Raw genomic sequence first — 19,517 nt, 5'->3', positions numbered from 1 at the left:
TCGCTCCTTGCCTACTTGGTGGCGTAGAAGGCCAGCGGGCTGGCGAACGGCGCGCCCGCGCTGACCTTCACCCCGCCGACGCCGGGGCGGACGTAGTAGTTGACCGGGGTGAACGCGACCGGCGCGAACCAGGCGTTCTCCACCAGGTACTCCTGCATTCGCCGGTCCAGGTCCGCCCGCTCCGCGGTGCCGGCCGCGGCGGCCTTCCAGAACAGGTCCTCCAGCTCGGGCGAGCTGGTGCCGAAGCCGTTGAAGACCTTCGAGCCGGGCATGAACAGGTCCAGGCCCTCCAGGTACATCGGCTCCTCGGTGAAGCCGCCCGAGACCGCCGGGTACGTGTGGTTGGTCTGGTTCTCCACGAAGGAGGTGATGCTGGTCAGCGCGGTGACCTTCACCTCGATGCCCACCTCGGCCAGCTGGCCCGCGATCGCCTGCGCCATCGTGTCGAAGCCGACGAACGTGGCGGCCAGGACGGGCAGTTCGAAGCCGTCCGGGTAACCGGCCGCCGCCAGCAGCCGCTTCGCCTTCGCCGGGTCGTGGGCGTAGTGGCCGGCGTACTCCTCGGAGTAGCCGTCCCCGCCCTTGATCACGGTCTGCACGGTGGGCTGCCCGCTCGCGCCGAGCAGGGCCTCGGTCACGGCCTCCCGGTCGATGGCGTAGTTGATCGCCTGTCGCACCCGGACGTCGCCGAGCGGCTCCGACACCTCGCCCGCGCGGTCGATCAGGTTCAGGCCCTGGAGGATCACGGGCAGGCCGACGGTCCCCATGCCGGCGGACTTCGCCTGGGCGGCGGTGGTGTAGTCGCCCTTGTAGACGTCGACCTGCCCGGTCTTCATGGCGTTGACCGCGGTCTGGCCGTTCTGCACGATCCGAATGACGATCTTCTTGTAGTTCTGGCGGGACTTGTCGTAGTACGCGGGGTTGGCGGTGTACGTGTAGTGGTCGCCGGCCACGCTGTCCGAGGGCTGGTAGACGTAGGGGCCGGCGCCCTGGCTCGGTCCCGTCGGTGTCAGGGCCGCCGCGTCCGCGAGACCCTTCGGGCTGATGATCTGGCCGATGCCGTAGGACTGGGTCAGCAGGTAGGGGATGACCGGGTTGGACCTGGCCGTCCTGATGGTCAGGGCCAGCGGCCCGGTGGCCTCGACCGTCATGCCGGTGAGGTAGTGGGCCTGGTTGCCCTGGGCCTTCATGGCGTATTCGAGGGACGCCTCGACCGCCTGGGCCGTCACGGCGGTCCCGTCGGCGAACCGCACCCCGGAGCGGAGGGTGACGGACAACTCCTTGTTGCCGGAGCCCACGTACGTCCAGGACTTCGCCAGGGCCGGCTTCACCTCGCCCTCGGGGGAGAGGTAGAACAGCGACTCGTACGACAGCATCGTGAAGTCGACGAAGCCGAGGTCGATGCTGCCGGGGTTCAGTGACGGCGGTGCCTGCTGCTCGGCGATCGTGAGGGTGCCACCGGGCACCTTGGTGCCGCCGGTGCTCGCGCCGCCGGCGGTGGCGCCGGTGCCGCCGCCGCACGCGGCCAGTGTGAGGGTGAGCGCGGTGCCCAGGGCGGCGAGGCCCGCGCGGGAGGCCCGGAAGGTTCTCGGGGCAGCGTCGTGGGAGGTCATGGTCTCTCCTTGCTCGGAGCTGGGCGGGCGTCGGCGCCGTGCACCGCTGTGGATCCGCCGCGACGGTGGAGCCCGGGGCGGAGGGGGCCACCCGCGCCCGTCGGTGGGGGGCGGGGGCGAGCGGCCCACGGGCCGAGGAGGGGGGGGAGGCGTCCGTCGGGGGAACCGCCGCGCGGTGACGGCCGGGGCCGTGCGGGGCGGGCGGTGACGGATGAGCGGCGACGAACCGGAGGCGCTCCCGCTGCTCGCGAGGTCGTGCTGGAGGTGCTGCCGCACCGGGGGCTGGCCGGTGCGCCGGACGCTGGCGGTCCGGTGCTGCAACCCTGCTGAAACGGGGCGGTGGTGTCTACCGGTCGTACAGGAGGAGAAGGGCGACCGGGACGCAAGATAAGCGTGCGGATCGGGTGTGGATCTTGTGGGTTGCGGCGCCCGCCGCGGGGGACGGCGCGTGCGCGGTGGGGGCTGCGCATACGTCCGGTACGCGGTGGGGGTCGTGCAAGTCCGCAGGTGGTGAGGACCGTGCAGGTCCGCACGTGGTGAGGACCGTAGAAGTCCCGCACGTGGTGAGGGGGCGCGCCCTGGTCGCCGGGCGCGCCCCCTCTGCCGGGGCCGGAACGGTCAGCCCAGCAGGCCGTGCAGCGCGTCCGCCGCCCCGCGCACCAGCTCCGTCCAGCCCAGGAGCGCCTCCCGGGAGTCGACGTAGGTGATAGCCGAGATGCTGACGCCGCCGATGACGCCGCCCTTCGCGTCGCGGACCGGGGCGCCCAGGCAGCGCACGCCGATCTCGTTCTCCTCCTCGTCGAGGGCGAAGCCCTGGGTGCGCACCCGCGCCAGTTCGGCGCGCAGCGTGTCCAGGTCGGTGATGGTGTGCTCGGTGCGGGCCGGCAGCCCCACCCGCCCGATCAGCGCGGTCAGCGCGGCGTCGTCCAGGCCGGACAGGACGCACTTGCCGATCGACGTCGCGTGCAGCGGGAGATGCATGCCCACGCGGGACGCCGTCTGCACCGGCTTCGGACCGGTCACCTTGATGAGACAGGTCGCGGCGTCCCCGGTGCGCACCCCCAGGTGCACGGTGTTGCCGACGCGCCGGCTGAGCACCTCCAGCTCCGCCCGCATGATCTGGTCCTCCTCGCACCCCTGGGTGACCCGGGCGGCGAGGGCCCGCAGCCGGGGGCCGGGGCCGTAGCCGCCGGTGCCGTCGGAGGCCAGGAACGAGGTCGCCACCAGGTTCTGGAGGATGCGGTGCGCACTGGCCTTGGGTACCCCGGCGGCCGCCGCCACCTCACCGAGCCGGTGCGGGTGGCCGGGGGCCACGGCGGCCTCCAGCAGGTTGAGCGCCTTGTCGGTGGCGTTGCCCGCGAGGGAGCTGCGTCCCCCGCGGCCGCCCGCCTGAGAGTCCTCTGAAGTTTCGATCCCGGCCATTGACAGGTCTCCCGTCACACGCTTTCACTGTTGAGCGTTCCGCCACAGGATACGCCATTCTGCGTAGTGGAACGCCCGGGGAGCGGGGCCGGAGGGCTGCCGGCGCCCGCCCCGGAGGATCCCGGGCCGTGAGTGAGAACCCACCGAGAGGACAGCACCGTGGTACAGAAAGTTCACCAGGTGAGCACGACCCCGGAACAGATGGCGGAGATCGAACAGCAGTGGATCGACCCGGTCCGGGAGGACCAGGAACTCACCACGTTCCGGCTCTACCCGCAGCCCTCGCGCGGCAGCGCGGACGCCCAGGGCAGCTACCAGCTCTATCTGCCGCCCCAGTACGAGACCGAACCGGAACGGCGGTTCCCCGTCGTCTACTGGCTGCACGGCGGCTTCGGGAACTCCCGCCAGGGTTCCGCAATGGTTGCGCGGATCGACAGGGCCGTCCGCGACGGCGTGATGCCGCCCGCGATCGTCGTCCTCCCGCAGATCCTGCCGATCGGCTGGTACGTCGACTCCAAGGACGGCGCCCGCCCCCTCGCCCAGATCACCGCCTTCGACCTGGTCCACCACGTCGACACCACCTACCGGACCGTCCCCGAGGCCGCCGCCCGCACCGTCGAGGGCTTCTCCATGGGCGGGTTCGGCGCCCTCCACCTCGGCCTGAAGTACCCGAAGGTCTTCGGGAAGGTGTCGGCGGTCGCCCCCGCGATCCTGCGCGACCTGAAGGACGAGCCGGAGGACCGGGTGAACAACACCTACTTCGGCGACCAGGAGTACTACGACCTCTGCCACCCGTGGAGCCTCGTCCTCGCCAACGCCCCGGAACTGCGCCGCACCAGCCGGGTCCGCTTGCTGTCCGGCCGGCTCGACACCCGCCTGGCACCCACCATCCGCGACCTGGACACCCGCTTCACCGACCTCGGCGTACCCCACGACTTCTTCGAGTTCCCGGACGCCGACCACGAGTACCCGGACATCATGGACGGCTACGGCGACCGGTACTTCGCCTGGTGGCGCACCTCCTGACGGACTCCCCTCTCCTCCCGGCCCGCCGCCGCGCGCACCCGCCCGCCCCGCGGCGCGGACCGCTCCCCGGCGTCCCCGGACCTCTCCCTCCCCGCCTCCGAAAGGCACCGGCACCGTGCGACTGACCCCGCTGACCAGCCTGACCCCCGAGCAGACCGACCTCCTCGAGACCGTCGTCGGCCCCGGCGTCGAACCACCGCCGCCGTTCCTCGTCTGGGCGCGCAACATGGAACTCGCCCACTGGGTCGAGAACCTCGGCTCCTACTGCCGCAACCGGTCCCGGTTCCCGCAGCGCCTGCGCGAGCTGAGCGTCCTGATCGCCGCCCGCCACTTCGACAGCCAGGCCGCCTGGAACGCCCACATCCAGCAGGCGGTCGAGGAAGGCGTCCCGGCCGAGTGCCTGGACCGCCTCGCGCGGGGCGAGGACCCCGCCTTCGAGGCCGAGGACGAGCGCGTCTTCCACGCCTTCGCCCACGAGATGCTCCACGACCACTTCGTCACGGACGAGACCTGTGCCGCCGCCCTGGCGCTCTTCGGCGAGGACGGCGTACTGGACCTGATCGGCTGCGTCGGCAGCTTCAGCATGTCCGCGATGATGCTGAACACCTTCCACGTCCCGCTCCGGCCACACCTGCCCCGGCCGTTCCCCGACATCGACGGCTTCCGGCGGGTCCCCGCGGACGACTGACCCCGCCCGCGGAACGCACCCCCGCCCACCGACGGCTCGCATCGACATCGAAAGGGTGTGGCCCGATGCCGCATACCCCCCTGAACGCGCTCGACAGCCTCCTCGACCAGGACGGCACGGAGACCGCGGCGCACCGGTTCGTCCTCGGCGGCGCCTTCGGGGCGGAGCCGCCCGCCGCCTCGGCCGAGCGGCTCACCCACTTCGCCGACGCCGGCGGACTGCTCGTCGAGACCTCCCACAGCTACGCCGGCGGACAGGCCGAGGCGGCGGTCGGCGCGTGGCTGCGCGCCCAGCCCGGCAGGCTCGGGGTGGTCACCAAGGTCGGCCACGACACGACCGGGACGGACGTCCCGCTCAGCCGCGCCACCGTGCACGCACACGTACGGGCCGCGCTGGCCGGCCTCGGCGTCGAGACCATCGACGTCCTCCTCTACCACTGCGACGACCCCGCCCGGCCGGTCGCCGAACTCGCGGACACTCTGGTGAGCCTGGTCGAGGCCGGCCACGCCCGCCGCGTCGGGGTCTCCAACTGGCGGGCGCCGCGACTGGCCGAGCTCGCCGTAGAACTCGCCGCGCGGGCGCACACCCCCGTCGCCAGCTACCAGTTCAGCCTCGCCGAACCCGACCCGGCGCTGCTGGGCGGCAGCCTCCACGCCGACGCCGCCGTGCTCGACGTCGTCCGCGAGCACCGGCTGCCCCTGTTCGGCTGGTCCTCCCAGGCCCGCGGCTACTTCGCGCGCACCGGAGCGCGGGAGCTCAACGGCCGACCGGACCCGTACGACACCGAGGACAACCGTGCCCGCCGGCGCCGCTGCCGGGAGCTCGCGCAACGGCTCGGCACCCGGCCCGAGACGGTGGCCCTCGCCTGGACCCTGCACCACCCCGGGATCTGGCCGTCGATCGGCCCGAGGACGACCGGGCAGACCGACCGCTCGCTCCAGGCGCGCCGCCTCACCCTGACCGCCGAGCAGGTCCACTGGCTCCGGCACGGCCGGTGAACGCCGCACACCCGCCCGGGACCGGACCACTGCCGCCGCGCACCGGCCGCCGGATCTCCGCGAAGGCCGCCGTCTGCGGGGTGTTCGTCGCCGCGAACTTCATGGCGATCATGGACACCACGATCGTCAACGTGGCCCTCCCGGCCATCGGCCGCGACCTCGCCGTGGACGCCTCCGGCCTCAGCTCCGTCAACGTCGGCTACCTGGTGGCCCTAGCCGTCTTCATCCCCGTCTCCGGCTGGCTCGGCAACCGCTTCGGCACCCGGCGCACCGCGCTCGCCGCGCTGCTGCTGTTCACCGCGGCCTCCGGTCTGTGCGCCACGGCAGGCACCCTCGCGGCGCTCACCGGCTACCGCGTCCTCCAGGGCGTCGGCGGCGGACTGCTCGCCCCCGTCGGCATGACCATGATGCTGCGGGCCTTCCCCGTGGCCGTACGGCTGCGCGCGCAGCGGTACGTCATGCTGCCGACCGCCGTCGCCCCCGCCCTCGGACCGGTGCTGGGCGGCTGGCTCGTGGACACCGCCACCTGGCACTGGGTCTTCCTCGTCAACCTGCCCGTCGGAGTGCTCGCGCTGCTCTTCGGCCTGTGCTGCCTGCCCGACTTCCCCGGCCCGGGCGCGCCCCGCTTCGACCTCCCCGGATTCGTCCTGGCGGGCGGCGGACTCGCGGCGGTCCTGTACGCCCTGACCGCCGCCCCTGACCGGGGCTGGGGGAGCGGACAGGTGCTGGTCCCGCTGGTGGGCGGGGTCCTGGCACTCGCCGTGACGGTGCCCTGGGAGCTGCGGGCCCGACACCCCATGATCGATCTGCGGGTCGCCGGGGACCAGCTCTTCCGCAGGACCCAGCTGGTCCTGCTCCCCACCGGCGCCGCCTTCATGGGCGCCCTGTACCTGTACCCCCAGTTCCTCCAGACCGGTCTGGGCCACGACGCCCTGCACTCGGGCCTGGCCACCTTCCCGGAGGCGCTCGGCATGCTGACCTCCTCACAGGTCGTCCCCCGGCTCCACGACACGGTCGGCCCTCGCCGGCTGATGGTCGCGGGCGGTGCCGGGGCCGCGCTGGTCATGGCCTTCATGGCGACCTTCACGCAGACCACGCCCGCCTTCGTGCCGTACCCGTCGATGTACCTGCTCGGTCTCAGCGTCGGCTTGCTCTTCGCGAGCGCCCAGAACGCCGCCTTCGTCACGATCCCGCCCGCCCGGACGGCCGACGCCACCACCCTGCTGGGCATGCAGCGGCAGACCGCCGCGGCCTTCGGCGTGGCCCTGGCCGGAACGCTCTCGGCGGCCCTCGGCGCCGGCGGCACCCTCGCCTTCCGCGCCGGCTTCCTGACCCTGGCCGCGTTGTGCCTGGGCGCCTCGCTGCTGGCGCTGCGCGTCAGCGACCGCCGGGTCCGGGACGGGTACCGCGCGGCCGGCCCGCACCCCGCTCCCGATGAGTCCGCGCGCCTGGGACCGGCAGGCGGCCCGTGACGCCCCCCTTGCCCGGCCCGCGGTCCTGAACACCCCGCTCCCGATGAGTCCGCGCGCCTGGGACCGGCAGGCGGCCCGTGACGCCCCCCGCCCGGCCCGCGGTCCTGAACACCCCGCCCCCCCACGGCGGGGCGTTCAGGACACTCAGCCACTCTGGGCACTCAGCCGCTCAGCACCTTCGGCCGCTCAGGGCGCCCAGGGCGCCGCGAGCACCCAACTGCTGTCGGCGGTCAGGGTCTGCGGGCGGTCGAAGCCGCCCACCGCACCGTTCCCGGAGGCGATGTACACATCCGACGCGTGGTGCCTCAGGTAGGAGCCGGGGAAGTTGAGCGATTCGAAGGTGACGCCGGTCCCGCCGAGCCCGGGACGGGCGCAGAACGTGGCGTCCTCGCGGAACAGCGCCGATCCGTCGTCGGAGGCGAGCCGCACCCGGCTGTCGGCGTGCCGCAGGAACCGGCCGGGGTAGTTCACGGACTCGAACGAGTAGCAGGACGAGTCGGCGAGCCCGCGCCGCAGCGTGTACGTCGCGTCCTGCTTGAGCAGATCGCCGCTGCCCGCGTCGACGACCTCGGTGAAGGCCAGGCTGTCGGCGTGCCGAAGGTAGCGGTCCGTGTACCCCCAGGTGGTGACCCGCAACGACTGCCGCACGTCCGTGGGCAGCAGCACGGAGCTGCGCCACAGCGCCGGCTCGCCGACGTTCCACGTGGCGTCGGCGGCGAAGGACGACGCGGTGTCCCAGGCGTTCGGGCCGCCGCTGCGGGCCAGGTACACGGCGTCGGCGTAGTGCCGCAGATAGTGGCCGGGGTGGTTCAGCGACTCGAACGACGTGCCGCCCGCGGCGAGGCCGGGCCGGCCGCACCAGGTGGCGTCCGCGGCGAACGAGCCGCCGGTGTCCGCGTCGATGCGCACCCGGCTGTCGGCGTGCCGCAGATAACGGCCGGGGTAGTTCACCGACTCGAACGAGTAGCAGCGCGGGTCGGCCAGCCCGGTGACGGTGCGGAAGGAGGCGTCCTGGCGGGCCACGTCGCCGGAGGCGGCGCTCAGCACGTCGGTGCGGGCGGCGGAGTTCGCGTGCCGCAGGTAGCGGTCGGTGTGGCCGGGGGTGGTCACCTTGAACGACCGGACGTGCCCGAGGGTGAGGGTGACGGGGGAGTTGAGGTTGCGCGAGGCGGCGATGAGCGCGCCGTGCGCGGCGCGCAGTTGCCCGGTGTCGACCTTCTGCACGCGCCGGTCGTAGGTGAGCAGGCCGTTGTACTCGCCCTCGACGTCGGTGATCTCGGTGTAGACGTAGGCGGACAGGCCCTTGGTGGTCATGAGCCGCTGTACGTCGCGGACCATGCCGGTGTAGCGGTCGTTGAGCTGCTCCGGGCCGGCGACCTGCTCGTAGGCGAAGAACCGGCCGTCGGGGCTGTACTCGTGGCCGGGCGTGCGCAGACCGATGCCGCCGAACTCGCCGAGGACGGAGACCCGGGTGGCCGAGGGGCGGGGTGCGTCGGGCCCGGTGTAGACGTGCCAGTCGATGATGTCGCCGGTGCCCGGGTCCCCCTTCGAGGCACAGCAGTTGTAGCCGCTGTGCGGGTTCATCAGCCGGGTCGGGTCGCGGTTCTCCAGCTCGGTGGTGACCCGGCGGGTGGCGGCGAGGTCCCACTCGCCCCAGCCCTCGTTGAACGGGACGTAGGCGACGACGGCCGGGGAGAACCGGTGCTCGTCGACGATCTCCCGGGCCTCGGCCTCCAGTTGGGCGGTCTGGGCCGGGGTGCGGTCGGCGTCGGACGTGGGGGTGGAGGGGATGTCCTGCCACACCAGCAGTCCGAGCCGGTCGGCGTGGTAGTACCAGCGTGCGGGCTCGACCTTGATGTGCTTGCGCACCATGTTGAAGCCGAGTTCCTTGTGCTTCTGGAGGTCGGAGGCGAGGGCCGCGTCGGTGGGCGCGGTGTACAGGCCGTCCGGCCAGAAGCCCTGGTCGAGGGTGCCGATCTGGAAGACGAACTCACCGTTCAGGGTGGGGCGCAGCACCCCGTCGACGACCTTCGTGCCGATCTCCCGCATGCCGAAGTAGCTGGTGACGGTGTCGACGGCGGCGCCGGAGGCGTCGCGCAGCGTGACGCGCAGGTCGTACAGGAACGGGTCGTCCGGCGACCAGAGGCGGGCGTTCGGCACCGGGACGGAGAACTCGGTGAAGCCGCCGGTGGCCCGGCCCACCACCTGGGAGCCGGAGATCGCCTCGGCCAGGACGGTGTGGCCGCCGACGTCGCCGCGGGTGAGGACCCGTACCCGTGCCGTGCCGGCCGACAGATCCGGCGTGATGTCGACGGAGGAGACCGAGGAGGCGGCGGTGGGCTCCATCCAGACGGTCTGCCAGATGCCCGAGGTCGGCGTGTAGAAGATGCCGCCGGGACTGTTCACCTGCTTGCCGACGGGCTGCTTCTCGCCGCGTCCGTCGGTCGGGTCGTAGACGCGCACGACCAGTTCGTTCGCCCCGCCGTTCAGCTGGGGTGTGATGTCGGCCTCGAACCGGTCGTAGCCGCCCCGGTGGGTGGCGACCTGGGTGCCGTTGACCCAGACCGTGGCCTCGTGGTCGACGGCCCCGAAGTGCAGCTGCACCCGTCTGCCGCTCCAGCTCCGCGGGACGGTGAAGGAGCGCTTGTAGAACATCAGGTCCCGGTTGTCGTTGCGCATGATGCCGGAGAGCGCCGATTCCACCGGGTAGGGCACCAGGATGCGTTCGGGCAGGGTCTGGCCGAGCGGCGGCGCCGCGTAGCGGTCGACGCCGCCCGCGCTGTCGGCCGGCGGGTTGAGGAACTCCCACTCCCCGTTGAGCGACTGCCATTCCGGCCGTGTCATCTGCGGCCGTGGGTACTCCGGCAGCGGGTCGACGGTGGACACCTGGCCGGTCCACGGAGTCGTCAACGGCGGTGTCTTGGGCACGACAGCGGCGGAGGCGGTGCCGGTGAGGGCGAGGCCTCCCGCCAGGGTCAGCAGGATCGCCAGACAGGCGATGATCCGTCGCATCCATCTCCTCCAGGGCAGGACGGTGCGCGGAACCCGGCGCGCCGCGCGGTCGGCGGCCCTGGCGGCGTGCGGGGGTCCGGGCGGGATCGGGGCGAGCGGCGCGCGACGCGGGGTCACCGACCCCGCACCTCGGTCCCGCCCATTTGGCCTGGACCAAGGCGTGGGGGAACCTAGCACGGAACACACTCCGACGGAATCACTCAGTAACCCCCAACTTCCCCAGCCGGTCGGGGTCCCGGCGGGCGTGTCGAGTGCCCGGCCGCCGGGACCGCTTCTCGCCGGGGGCGCCCGCGGCGGCGACGCGGGCGCCGAGTCGTCAGGCGGGCCGGACGGTGATGGTGCAGAGGCGCTTGGTGGCCCGGGTCAGGGCTACGTACAAGTCCCTTTCCCCACCGGGGCGGGCCGTGATGATTTCCTCGGGGTCCATGACGACGACCCCGTCGAATTCCAGGCCGCGTGCCTCGGACGCCGGCACGATGCGCGCGTGGTGGGCGATGCCCCGGGCCGTCAGCTCGCTCACCCTGGTGTCCGCGCAGATCACTCCCAGGAGCTCGCCGGGGTGCGCGGCGCTCTGGGCGCGGAGTTCCCGGACGACGGCGGTGACCAACCCGTCCGGAGGGGTGGTCACGGTGCGGGGGCTCTCACCGCTGCGCAGTGACCGGGTGGGTTTCTGGTCCGGAGCGATCCGCAGGAGCAGGTCCCGGACGCTCTCCAGGATCTCCTGCGTGGTGCGGTAGCTGACGGTCAGCTCGTGCAGTCTGAACCGCGGTCCGAGGTGGGGGCTCAGTGCTTCCTTCCAGTCGCGTGCTGGCGCGACCGGGCCTGCCTGGGCGAAGTCACCCACCAGCGTCATCGCCCTTGCCGGGCAGCGGCGGACGACCATCCGCCACTGCATGGCGGTCAGTTCCTGCGCCTCGTCGACGACGACGTGCCCGTACGTCCGCTCGGGTGGGCCGTCGACCAGGCTCGCCGCCTCGTCCAGCAACGGCACGTCGGCATCGGTCCACGGGTCGTCCGGACCGCGCAGCAGAAGGGACCGCTCCCGCGCGGTCAGGCGGGGCAGGCGCTCGGCGAGAGCGCCGGCGTCCGTCAGGAGTGCCTTCACGAGGTCACCGGGTGCCAGCCGCGGCCACAGCGCCTCGACCGCCCGGTCGACGCCGGCGTCGTCGAGGAGATCGGCCCGGACGGCGTCCAGGTCCAGTTCGTGGACCGGCCCTGCGCCGGCCGCACCTTCGGCACGGTGCTGGGCGACTCCCGTGAACCGGTCGAGGTCGATGCCCGTCATCCTTTCGGCATCGGCGTCGATCCGCTCCAGGAGGTCGCCCATGTCTCGTTGCATCGCGTCGGTGACGGCGTCGACCAAGAGCTCCTTGAACACCTGGCGCGCGGGGTTGTGCCCCGGTACGGCTGCCACGGCGGCGTCGCGTGCCGTGGCGACGTCCTCGCCGGACAGGCGCACCGTTTCCTGTCCGACCCGCACGGTGAAGTCACCGGCGGGTGCCTGGTGGACGCGCAGCAGGCCGGCCAGGGCGTCGGCGAGGTCGGAGCTGCCCTTGAGGCGCGCCGCGTCGAACGGGCCCATCGCGTCCGCGTCCGTGCCCGCGTCCGTGCCCGTGCCCGTGTCCGTGTCCGTGGACACTCCGGCCAGTTCCCGGCAGGTCGCCAGAACGACGTCGTTCTCCCCGAGCGAGGGGAGGACCTGGGAGATGTAGTCGAGGAACCGGGCGTTCGGGCCCACCACCAGGACACCCTCCTCCGCGGCGCGCGGGAACGCGTACAGGACATAGGCCGCCCGGTGCAGGGCGACCACCGTCTTGCCGGTGCCGGGCCCGCCCTGCACCACGGTCACCCCGCGGTGGGCGGAGCGGACGATCCCGTCCTGCTCGGCCCGCAGCGTCGCGACGGCCGCGTGCATCCTGCCCGTACGCCGTGCCGACAGGGCCTCGGTCAACGGGCCGTCCCCCACGACGTCCTCGTCGGTCGGGGCGCTCCCGTCCAGCAGTTCGTCGCTCACCGAGACGACCGTGCGCTCCTCGAGGCGCAGGTGCCGGCGCCGCCGCAGGCCCATCGGGTGGACCGGTGTCGCCTCGTAGAAGGGCCGCGCCGCGTTCGCGCGCCAGTCCACGAGCAGGGGCAGGTCGTCCTCCTCCCTGTGCAGTCCGATCCGCCCGATGCGCAGGACCGTGCCGTCCGTCCCGTCGATGCGCCCGAAGACCAGCCCCTTTTCGGCGCCCTCCAGCCGGCTGATCTCCTTGGCCAGACGCTCGGCGGCGTTTTCCCTCTCGTATGCCTCACCGGCGCTGTCCGCCGCGGCTTTCAGCACACTCGCTCGGTGTACTCGCGCCTCGGAAATCCGCTCGGTGAGCAACTCGTACAAGGAGGACACATAATTCCGCTCCGCTTCAACCGCACGCACAGCGGGCTCATTCATCTTCGGCAACAGGGGGCTCCTTCGATTCGAGCCACACCGTACGGTCGAAGTCCCTGATGGGTAAGTCTTGATTTGCTTGGTGAAGTTGTGGCCTCACGGGGGAATCCATGGCGGCTGACGGTAGGGCGTATCGCGCATTCCGCCGTTGCGTATATCGCTGATTGCGCTCCCGATGCCGCCTGCGTTATGGGGCGATCCCGCCCTTGGACGCCGGAGATGTTCTGCCGCGCTCGGGAAAAGGGGAAGGGGCCTGTCTGTCCGGACCGGGCTCGGACCGACGAGCGCGGGGCGGCCCGATCACGGACCGGCGCGTGACGAGCGGTCATTGAACGGTTTCAACTCTCACCCTCACCTTTAGCGTGAGGGTGGCGCTGTGTCTGCGATGCGAGTGGAACAGTGCCTGCTGGAAGTGTGGACAGTCACTCCCGTCGTCGCTAACTTCGTCCGCCAGTCGGACTGAATCGATACAACTCCAAGCGGCCGGAGGGACAACGGCATGAACCATGGAGCAGACCGCGCGAGAAGCGGGGACGTGCGCCGCAGGACCGTGCTCACCACAGCGCTCGGAGCCGCCTCGGTCACCCTGGCCGGTGGCCCCGGCGGCGCCACCCCGGCGGCCGCGGCCCCGGCGTCCGCCGCACCGGCCGCCGGCACGGCGTCCGCCTCCTCACGCACGTCCGTGACCGGCCTGACCGTGGAGCACCGCACCGAGCCGCTCGGCGTGGACGCCGCCCGCCCGCGATTCGGCTGGCGCATGGATTCCCCGGTCCGCGGCCGGCGCCAGACGGCGTACCGGATACTGGTCGCCTCCTCGGCCGAACGACTGGCCCGCGGCCGCGCCGACGTGTGGGACAGCGGCCGCGTCACCTCCGCCGACTCGGTGGCGGTGCCCTACGGCGGCGATCCGCTGGAGCGCTCGACGCGCTACCACTGGACGGTCCGCGCCTGGGACGAGAAGGGCCGCCCCGTCACCGGCGCCCCGACCGCGTCCTTCGAGACCGGTCTGCTCGGCACCGACGGTGTGGCCGGCTGGGACGGCGCCCGCTGGATCACCATGGCGGGCAAGGAACCCGGCAGCCCCGGCGCCCCGCTGCTGCGCGGACAGGCGGCGCTCGGGCGCGGCCGGATCGAGGCGGCCCGGCTGTACGTGTCCGCCCTCGGCGTCTACGAGGCGTACGTCAACGGACAGCGCGTCACCGTGCCGCACGGCGACGGCACCACGCTCGAACTGCTCACACCGGGCTGGACCAACTACGACCGGACCGTCGACTACATGGCCTACGACGTGACCGGCCTGGTCGCGGGGGAGCGGCAGGTCACCCTGGCGGCGGTGCTCGGCAACGGCTGGTACAACGGCCGCGTCTCCGAGGGCAGCACCTACCTCGCCGAGGACGGCAACCGGCTCGCCCTGAAGGCCAAGCTCCTGGTCCGCTACGCCGACGGCTCGACGCGGACCCTGGTGACCGCGCCCGGCGCCGGCTGGCGGGCGACCGACACGGGCCCCTACCGCGCGGACGACATCTACGACGGGCAGACCTACGACGCCCGCAAGGAGATCCCGGGCTGGACGGCGAACGGCTTCGACGCCTCCGCCTGGAACGCCGTCGAGGAGCACGACCACACCACCCGCTTCCCCGACGCCCGGCTCGTCGCCCACCAGGGCGAGACCGCCCGGCTGATATCCGAATGGGACCGCACCGCGCGGTCGGTCACGGTGTACACCGGCGTCACCGGCGAAGCGGGCAGCGCCAACGGCAAGGGCCGGATCGTCGTCGACGCCGCCCGCACGGTCACCGACCCGGCCGCGGCGTCCGCCGCCGTCACCACCCTGCGCCCCGGCGAGACGGCCGTCCTCGACCTCGGCCAGAACATGGTCGGCGTCCCCCGCTACACCCTGAAGGGCCCCGCGGGCGCCGAGGTCTCCTTCCGGTTCGGCGAGATGCTCAACGACGACGGCGCCGGCGCCGACGGCCCCGCTGGCTCCGTCTACCGGGAGAACCTGCGCACCGCCAAGGCCACCAGCACCTACGTCCTGCGGGGCGACGAGCGGGGCGAGACCCACCAGGACTCCCTCACCTTCTACGGCTTCCGCTACGTGTCGGTCACCACGACCCAGGAGGTCACCCTCACCGGCCTGACCGGCCGGGTCGCCACCTCCGCCACCCGTGACACCGGCTCCGTCACCACCGACGACGACCAGGTCAACCAGCTGATCAGCAACGTGCGGTGGGGACAGCGCGGCAACTACCTCTGGATACCGACCGACTGTCCGCAGCGCGACGAACGCCTCGGCTGGACCGGAGACACCCAGGTCTTCGCGGGCACCGGCCTGTACAACACCGACGCGACGGCCTTCCTGTCGCACTTCCAGGACATCCTGATCGACTCACAGCGGATCTACGGCCTCGACGGCGCCCAGTTCACCGCCGTCGCACCCGGCAACCGGTACAACGCCAAGGCCCCCGTCAGCGGCTGGGCGGACTGCGGTGTCGTCGTCCCCTGGACGGTGTGGCAGATGAGCGGCGACACCACCGTCGTCGACCGCAGCTGGGACGCGATGACCCGCTACCTGGACTGGATCCGCGCCAGGACCGGTGACACCTACGCCGGGCAGGGCGCCCTGTTCGCCGACTGGCTGGCCCCCCAGAGCACCGGCACCCAGCTGATGAGCGACGTCTACTACGGCCACAGCACCCGCCTGATGGCCCAGATGGCCCGCGCCACCGGACGCACCGCCGAGGCCGCCGCCTACGACGACCTCTTCGCCCGCATCAAGCGCGCCTTCACCGCCAAGTACCTCACCACCCGGGACGGACAGCTCACCGTCCGCTCCAGCCTCGGCGGCAAGCCGCTCATCGGCGAGGCACCCGAGGACAACAGCCAGACCGCCCTGCTGTGGGTCCTCAAGCTCGGCCTGTACGACACCGAGGCCCAGCGCCGCCAACTGGTCGCGCTGCTCGCCGAGAACATCGGCAACGACGCCGCCTACAAGGCAGCCCACCCCGACAGCACCCGAGTGCGGTACGCCGAGGACACCCTCTCCGTGGGCTTCCTCGGGGTCAACGTCCTGGCTCCCGTCCTCACCGACGAGGGCCGCGCCGACCTCGCCTACCGGCTCCTCCACCAGAACGCCATGCCGTCCTGGCTGTACTCCGTGCGCAACGGCGCCACCACCGTCTGGGAACGCTGGAACTCGTACTCCGAGGACGACGGGTTCGGCCCGGTGGAGATGAACTCGTTCAACCACTACTCCTACGGCGCGATCATGGAGTGGATGTACGAGGGCATGGCCGGCATCGCCAAGGACCCCGACCACCCGGGCTTCCGGCACTTCTTCCTCCGGCCGCACCCCGACCCCACCGGGAAGATCACCCGGGTGACCGGTTCCCACCTGTCGCCCTACGGCACGATCGAGAGCGCGTGGACGGTACGGAACCGCGCGCTGACCTACCGCGCGACGGTCCCCGCGAACAGCACGGCGACCCTGAGCCTGCCCACCTCCGACCCCGACACCGTGCGCGAGGGCCGCACCCCCTTGTCCCGCGCCGACGGCGTCACCTACCTCGGCCACGCGGACGGCACCGCCTCCTACCGGCTCCCGTCGGGCCGCTACGAGGTGACGGCCACGCTGACCTGACCCCCACCCCGGGGCGCGCCCACCGCGCGCCCCGGCACGGACGTGGACCCGGCCCACGGACACCGTCCGGCGGACGCGCTTACCATCGTCGGGTGACCGCCCGCCCGCAGGTAGCCCGCCGTTCGCTGCTCGCCCTGGCGACCGCCGTCGCCGCGGCCGGCCCCGCCGCCGGGCCGGCGAGGGTGCGGCAGCGGCCGCTCGTCCTGGCCACGGGGCTGGCGGGAGCGCCGTACGGCATCTTCGGCAGACGGCTGGCCCGGGAGATCAACCGCCGGCAACCCTCCCTGTCGCTGCGCGTCCGCAACACGTCGGCGAGCGTCCGCAACCTGCGTCTGCTCGGTTCGGGCGACGCCGATCTGGCCCTGGCCCTCGGCGACAGCGCCGCCGACGCGTTCGAGGGCGCCGGTGCGTTCGCCGCCCCCGAGCCGGTGTCCGCCCTCGCCCGGATCTACCTCAACTACACCCACCTGGTCACGCACGCCGGGACGGAGGTCACCTCCGTGCCGGACCTCGCCGGGCTGCGGGTGTCCCTCGGGGCGCGGGAGTCGGGGACCGTCACGGTCGCGCAGCGCGTCCTGGCCGCCGCGGGCGTCGGAACCCGGATCAGCCCCCGCTACCTCGGACTCGACGACTCGGTCCAGGCCCTGCGGCGGCGCGAGATCGACGCGTTCTTCGCGTCCAGCGGAGTACCGGCCGGCGCCGTCCGCGCCCTGGCGGACGACCGGCGCATCACACTGGTGCCGCTGGACGGGCTGGCCGAGATCCTGCGCCGCGCCCACGGACCGGCCTACGTGGACGTGTCGATCCCCGCGGGCACCTACGGACAGGCCGCGGAAGTGCCTACGGTCGGAGTGCCCACCTACCTGATGGCCCGCGCCGGCCTGCCCGACGAGGCGGCCTACCAGGTGACCCGGACGATGTTCGCGGCCCGGCTGACCCTGCCCGGGCCCGAGGTGCCGGGCGCCTACCTCGACGAGCGGTACGCCATCGGCACCGGCCCGGTGCCGCTGCACACCGGCGCCGTGCGCTACTACCGCAGCGTCTACGGCTGACGGCCCGGCCGCCCCGGGCCGGCCCGGGGCAGCCTGAACTCCACCAGCAGTCCCCGCGGCCGGCCCGCCCGCAGCACCAGCGTGCCGCCCGCCGCACGGGCCAGTTCGTCGGCGATGGCCAGGCCGAGTCCGCTGCCGTCGACGCCGCCGTGCCGCGGCGAACGCCAGAAGCGGCCCCGGGCCGCGTCGAGTTCCTCCGCGTTGAGCCCCGGCCCGTCGTCCTCCACCCTCAGCAGGACGTCACCGTGCTCCTCGGCGCCGTCCGCCAGCGTGACGGTGATGTGCCCGCCGCGCGGAACGAACTTGACGGCGTTGTCGACGGCGATGTCGGTGACGCGGCCCACGGTGTCGGGCGGGCAGAGCGCCACCAGGGCGCCGGGCAGCGCGGTGCGCAGGGTCAGCCCGGCGGCGTCGGCCACCTCCGCCCAGACTCGCAGCCGGCGTTCGAGCTCGGCGACGAGGTCGACCCTGCGGGCCTGCGCCGGCCCCTTCGTCTCGATGCGCCCGAGGGTGAGGAGGTCCTCCAGGAGAGCGCCGATCCGGTCCATCTCCTCCATCACCCGGGCGTACCGCTCGGCGCCCGACTCCGTGAGATGGCCGCGCAGGTTCTCCAGCCGGAGCGAGAGCACCGCGAGCGGGGTCCGCAACTCGTGGGAGGCGTCGGAGACGAAGGCGCGCTGCCTGTCCAGCGCGGAGGCCACGGCGTCGGCCATGGCGTTGAACCGGTCCTCCAGCCGCCGCAGTTCGGACGGCCCGCCGCCCGTGTCGGCGATGCGCGCGCTCATCCGGCCCTGGGCGATCGCCTCGGTGACCGCGTCCAGTTCGGCCACCGGGCGCAGGGTCCAGCGCGCGAGCCGGCGTGCGGCCTCGACGGCCAGGAGGAAGGCGCACACGGCGGCCGCCGCCAGGGCCAGCCACACCAGCGCGGCGTCGCCACGGGCCTCGGAGGTCGGCGCGGCCAGCAGCACGACACCGATCACCTGGGCGTCACTGCCCACCGGCTCGGCGATCACCACGCGGTCCGGGCCGAACGGCGTGACCAGCGGGAGGTGCTCGGTGGTCCGGCCGGCCAGCGCCCGCCGCAGCGGGACGGCACTGCGGGGCATCCCGCCCCCGGCCTCGACCAGCACCCCGCCGGTGCCCCGGCGGATCTCGACGGGAGCACCGTAGAGCGAGGCGTAGCGGGTGACCTCGGCCCGCAGCACGGTCACGTCGCTCTCCTGGATGGCCTGCTCGGCGAGGTCCGCGAGGCGCGTGGCGTCCGCCCGCCGGGCCAGCAGCAGCTCGGCGGTGCGCTCCTGGGCGTACGCCAGCCCCAGGGGGACGGCCAGGGCGAGCAGCACCCCGCCGATGAGGGCGAGGTAGGTGGCCAGGAGCCGGCGGCGCATCAGCTCCCCAGCCGGTAGCCGACGCCGCGCAGCGTACGGATCAGGTCGGGCCGGCCCGTCTTCGTACGGATGCCCCACACATGGACGTCGAGGGAGCGCGAGGCCGCGAGGAAGGCGTCACCCCACACCGCGTCCATGATCTCCGCACGGCTCCTGACCACGCCCGGGGCGCGGGCCAGCAGACCGAGGACGTCGAACTCGCGGGCCGTCAGACAGACGGCCCGCCCCGCCACGGTGACGGTCCGCGAAGCCAGGTCGATGACGACGTCCCCGACCTCGAGCTCCTGCCGCTCCGGCTCCCGTACGGCGGCCGCGGGACCCTGCCCGACGCGGCGGCGCACCGCGTCCATCCGGGCCAGCAGCTCCTTCACCCGGAACGGTTTGGTGAGGTAGTCGTCGGCCCCGACGCTCAGGCCCTGAAGCACGGTCCGCTCGTCCCCCCGCGCGGTCAGCACGATCACGGGAACGGACGAGACACGGCGCAGCCGGCGGAGCATGTCCAGGCCGTCCATGTCGGGCAGTCCGAGGTCGAGGAGCACGAAGTCGGCACGGTCCTTGCGGCGCAGGCCCTCGTCGGCGCGGGACACCCGCTCGACGAAGTGCCCGCGCTCGCGGAGGGCCAGGGCGAGGGCGTCGGCGAGCCGCTCGTCGTCCTCGATCAGCAGCACGTGCATGGTGCCCCAGCCTAGGCGGTGTCTTCAATTGATCTTGGATGGTGGATCATGGTCGGGTGATACGTCGTCATGAACTGTCCGACGCCGAGTGGGAGTTCGTCCGG

12 protein-coding genes are annotated in these 19,517 nt (G+C 72.8%); 6 read left to right on the top strand and 6 right to left on the bottom strand.

The window, feature by feature from the left end; genetic code table 11:
- Window positions 1-11 precede the first annotated feature (11 nt).
- On the bottom strand, window positions 12-1,613 hold the full coding sequence (locus ACZ3KJ_RS31935; RefSeq protein WP_467532095.1) for an ABC transporter substrate-binding protein: 1,602 nt from the start codon (window positions 1,611-1,613) through the stop codon (window positions 12-14).
- Window positions 1,614-2,231: 618 nt separating this feature from the next.
- Window positions 2,232-3,035 carry an IclR family transcriptional regulator gene (locus ACZ3KJ_RS31930; RefSeq protein ID WP_467532093.1) on the bottom strand — a complete coding sequence of 268 codons (804 nt, stop codon included), beginning with the start codon at window positions 3,033-3,035 and terminating at the stop codon, window positions 2,232-2,234.
- 180 nt (window positions 3,036-3,215) lie between these two features.
- Here ACZ3KJ_RS31930 and ACZ3KJ_RS31925 point away from each other — a divergent pair, with 180 nt between their 5' ends.
- The 4 genes from ACZ3KJ_RS31925 to ACZ3KJ_RS31910 all read left to right on the top strand — a co-directional run bounded on the left by ACZ3KJ_RS31925 (window position 3,216) and on the right by ACZ3KJ_RS31910 (window position 7,219).
- Window positions 3,216-4,061 carry an alpha/beta hydrolase gene (locus tag ACZ3KJ_RS31925; RefSeq protein WP_467532092.1) on the top strand — a complete coding sequence of 282 codons (846 nt, stop codon included), beginning with the start codon at window positions 3,216-3,218 and terminating at the stop codon, window positions 4,059-4,061.
- Between the two features lie 115 nt (window positions 4,062-4,176).
- Window positions 4,177-4,749: a carboxymuconolactone decarboxylase family protein gene (locus ACZ3KJ_RS31920; RefSeq protein WP_467532091.1), complete on the top strand. Its 573-nt coding sequence runs from the start codon at window positions 4,177-4,179 to the stop codon at window positions 4,747-4,749.
- Window positions 4,750-4,814: 65 nt separating this feature from the next.
- Window positions 4,815-5,747 (top strand): aldo/keto reductase, encoded by a 933-nt coding sequence (locus ACZ3KJ_RS31915; protein WP_467532090.1) that lies wholly within the window; start codon window positions 4,815-4,817, stop codon window positions 5,745-5,747.
- On the top strand, window positions 5,744-7,219 hold the full coding sequence (locus tag ACZ3KJ_RS31910; protein WP_467532089.1) for a DHA2 family efflux MFS transporter permease subunit: 1,476 nt from the start codon (window positions 5,744-5,746) through the stop codon (window positions 7,217-7,219). The genes ACZ3KJ_RS31915 and ACZ3KJ_RS31910 overlap by 4 nt, the downstream gene beginning before the upstream one ends.
- Before the next feature lie 186 nt (window positions 7,220-7,405).
- Here the strand turns inward: ACZ3KJ_RS31910 and ACZ3KJ_RS31905 are convergent, their stop codons facing one another.
- Window positions 7,406-10,231 (bottom strand): AbfB domain-containing protein, encoded by a 2,826-nt coding sequence (locus ACZ3KJ_RS31905; RefSeq protein WP_467532088.1) that lies wholly within the window; start codon window positions 10,229-10,231, stop codon window positions 7,406-7,408.
- Between the two features lie 316 nt (window positions 10,232-10,547).
- A complete protein-coding gene (locus tag ACZ3KJ_RS31900) occupies window positions 10,548-12,554 on the bottom strand; it encodes a HelD family protein (RefSeq protein ID WP_467532086.1) in 2,007 nt (668 codons plus the stop codon).
- A 604-nt stretch (window positions 12,555-13,158) separates the two neighbouring features.
- On the opposite strand from ACZ3KJ_RS31900, the gene ACZ3KJ_RS31895 reads away from it, so the two are divergent.
- Together ACZ3KJ_RS31895 and ACZ3KJ_RS31890 are read left to right on the top strand one after the other, a co-directional pair.
- Window positions 13,159-16,299, top strand: coding sequence for a family 78 glycoside hydrolase catalytic domain (locus ACZ3KJ_RS31895; RefSeq protein ID WP_467532085.1), 3,141 nt, complete (start codon window positions 13,159-13,161; stop codon window positions 16,297-16,299).
- A 92-nt stretch (window positions 16,300-16,391) separates the two neighbouring features.
- Complete coding sequence (locus tag ACZ3KJ_RS31890; protein WP_467532084.1) at window positions 16,392-17,351, top strand: TAXI family TRAP transporter solute-binding subunit; 960 nt, start codon at window positions 16,392-16,394, stop codon at window positions 17,349-17,351.
- Here ACZ3KJ_RS31890 and ACZ3KJ_RS31885 read toward each other — a convergent pair.
- Together ACZ3KJ_RS31885 and ACZ3KJ_RS31880 are read right to left on the bottom strand one after the other, a co-directional pair.
- Window positions 17,342-18,739, bottom strand: coding sequence for a sensor histidine kinase (locus ACZ3KJ_RS31885; RefSeq protein WP_467532083.1), 1,398 nt, complete (start codon window positions 18,737-18,739; stop codon window positions 17,342-17,344). The genes ACZ3KJ_RS31890 and ACZ3KJ_RS31885 overlap by 10 nt on opposite strands.
- Window positions 18,739-19,413: a response regulator transcription factor gene (locus tag ACZ3KJ_RS31880; RefSeq protein ID WP_467532081.1), complete on the bottom strand. Its 675-nt coding sequence runs from the start codon at window positions 19,411-19,413 to the stop codon at window positions 18,739-18,741. Before ACZ3KJ_RS31880 ends, ACZ3KJ_RS31885 begins: the two co-directional genes overlap by 1 nt.
- Window positions 19,414-19,517: the final 104 nt, after the last annotated feature.

It is taken from the genome of Streptomyces sp. NPDC003248 (genome assembly GCF_055563235.1).
The sequence above is the reverse complement of the archived record's forward strand: the minus strand, read 5'-3'. Positions and strand labels throughout refer to the sequence as shown.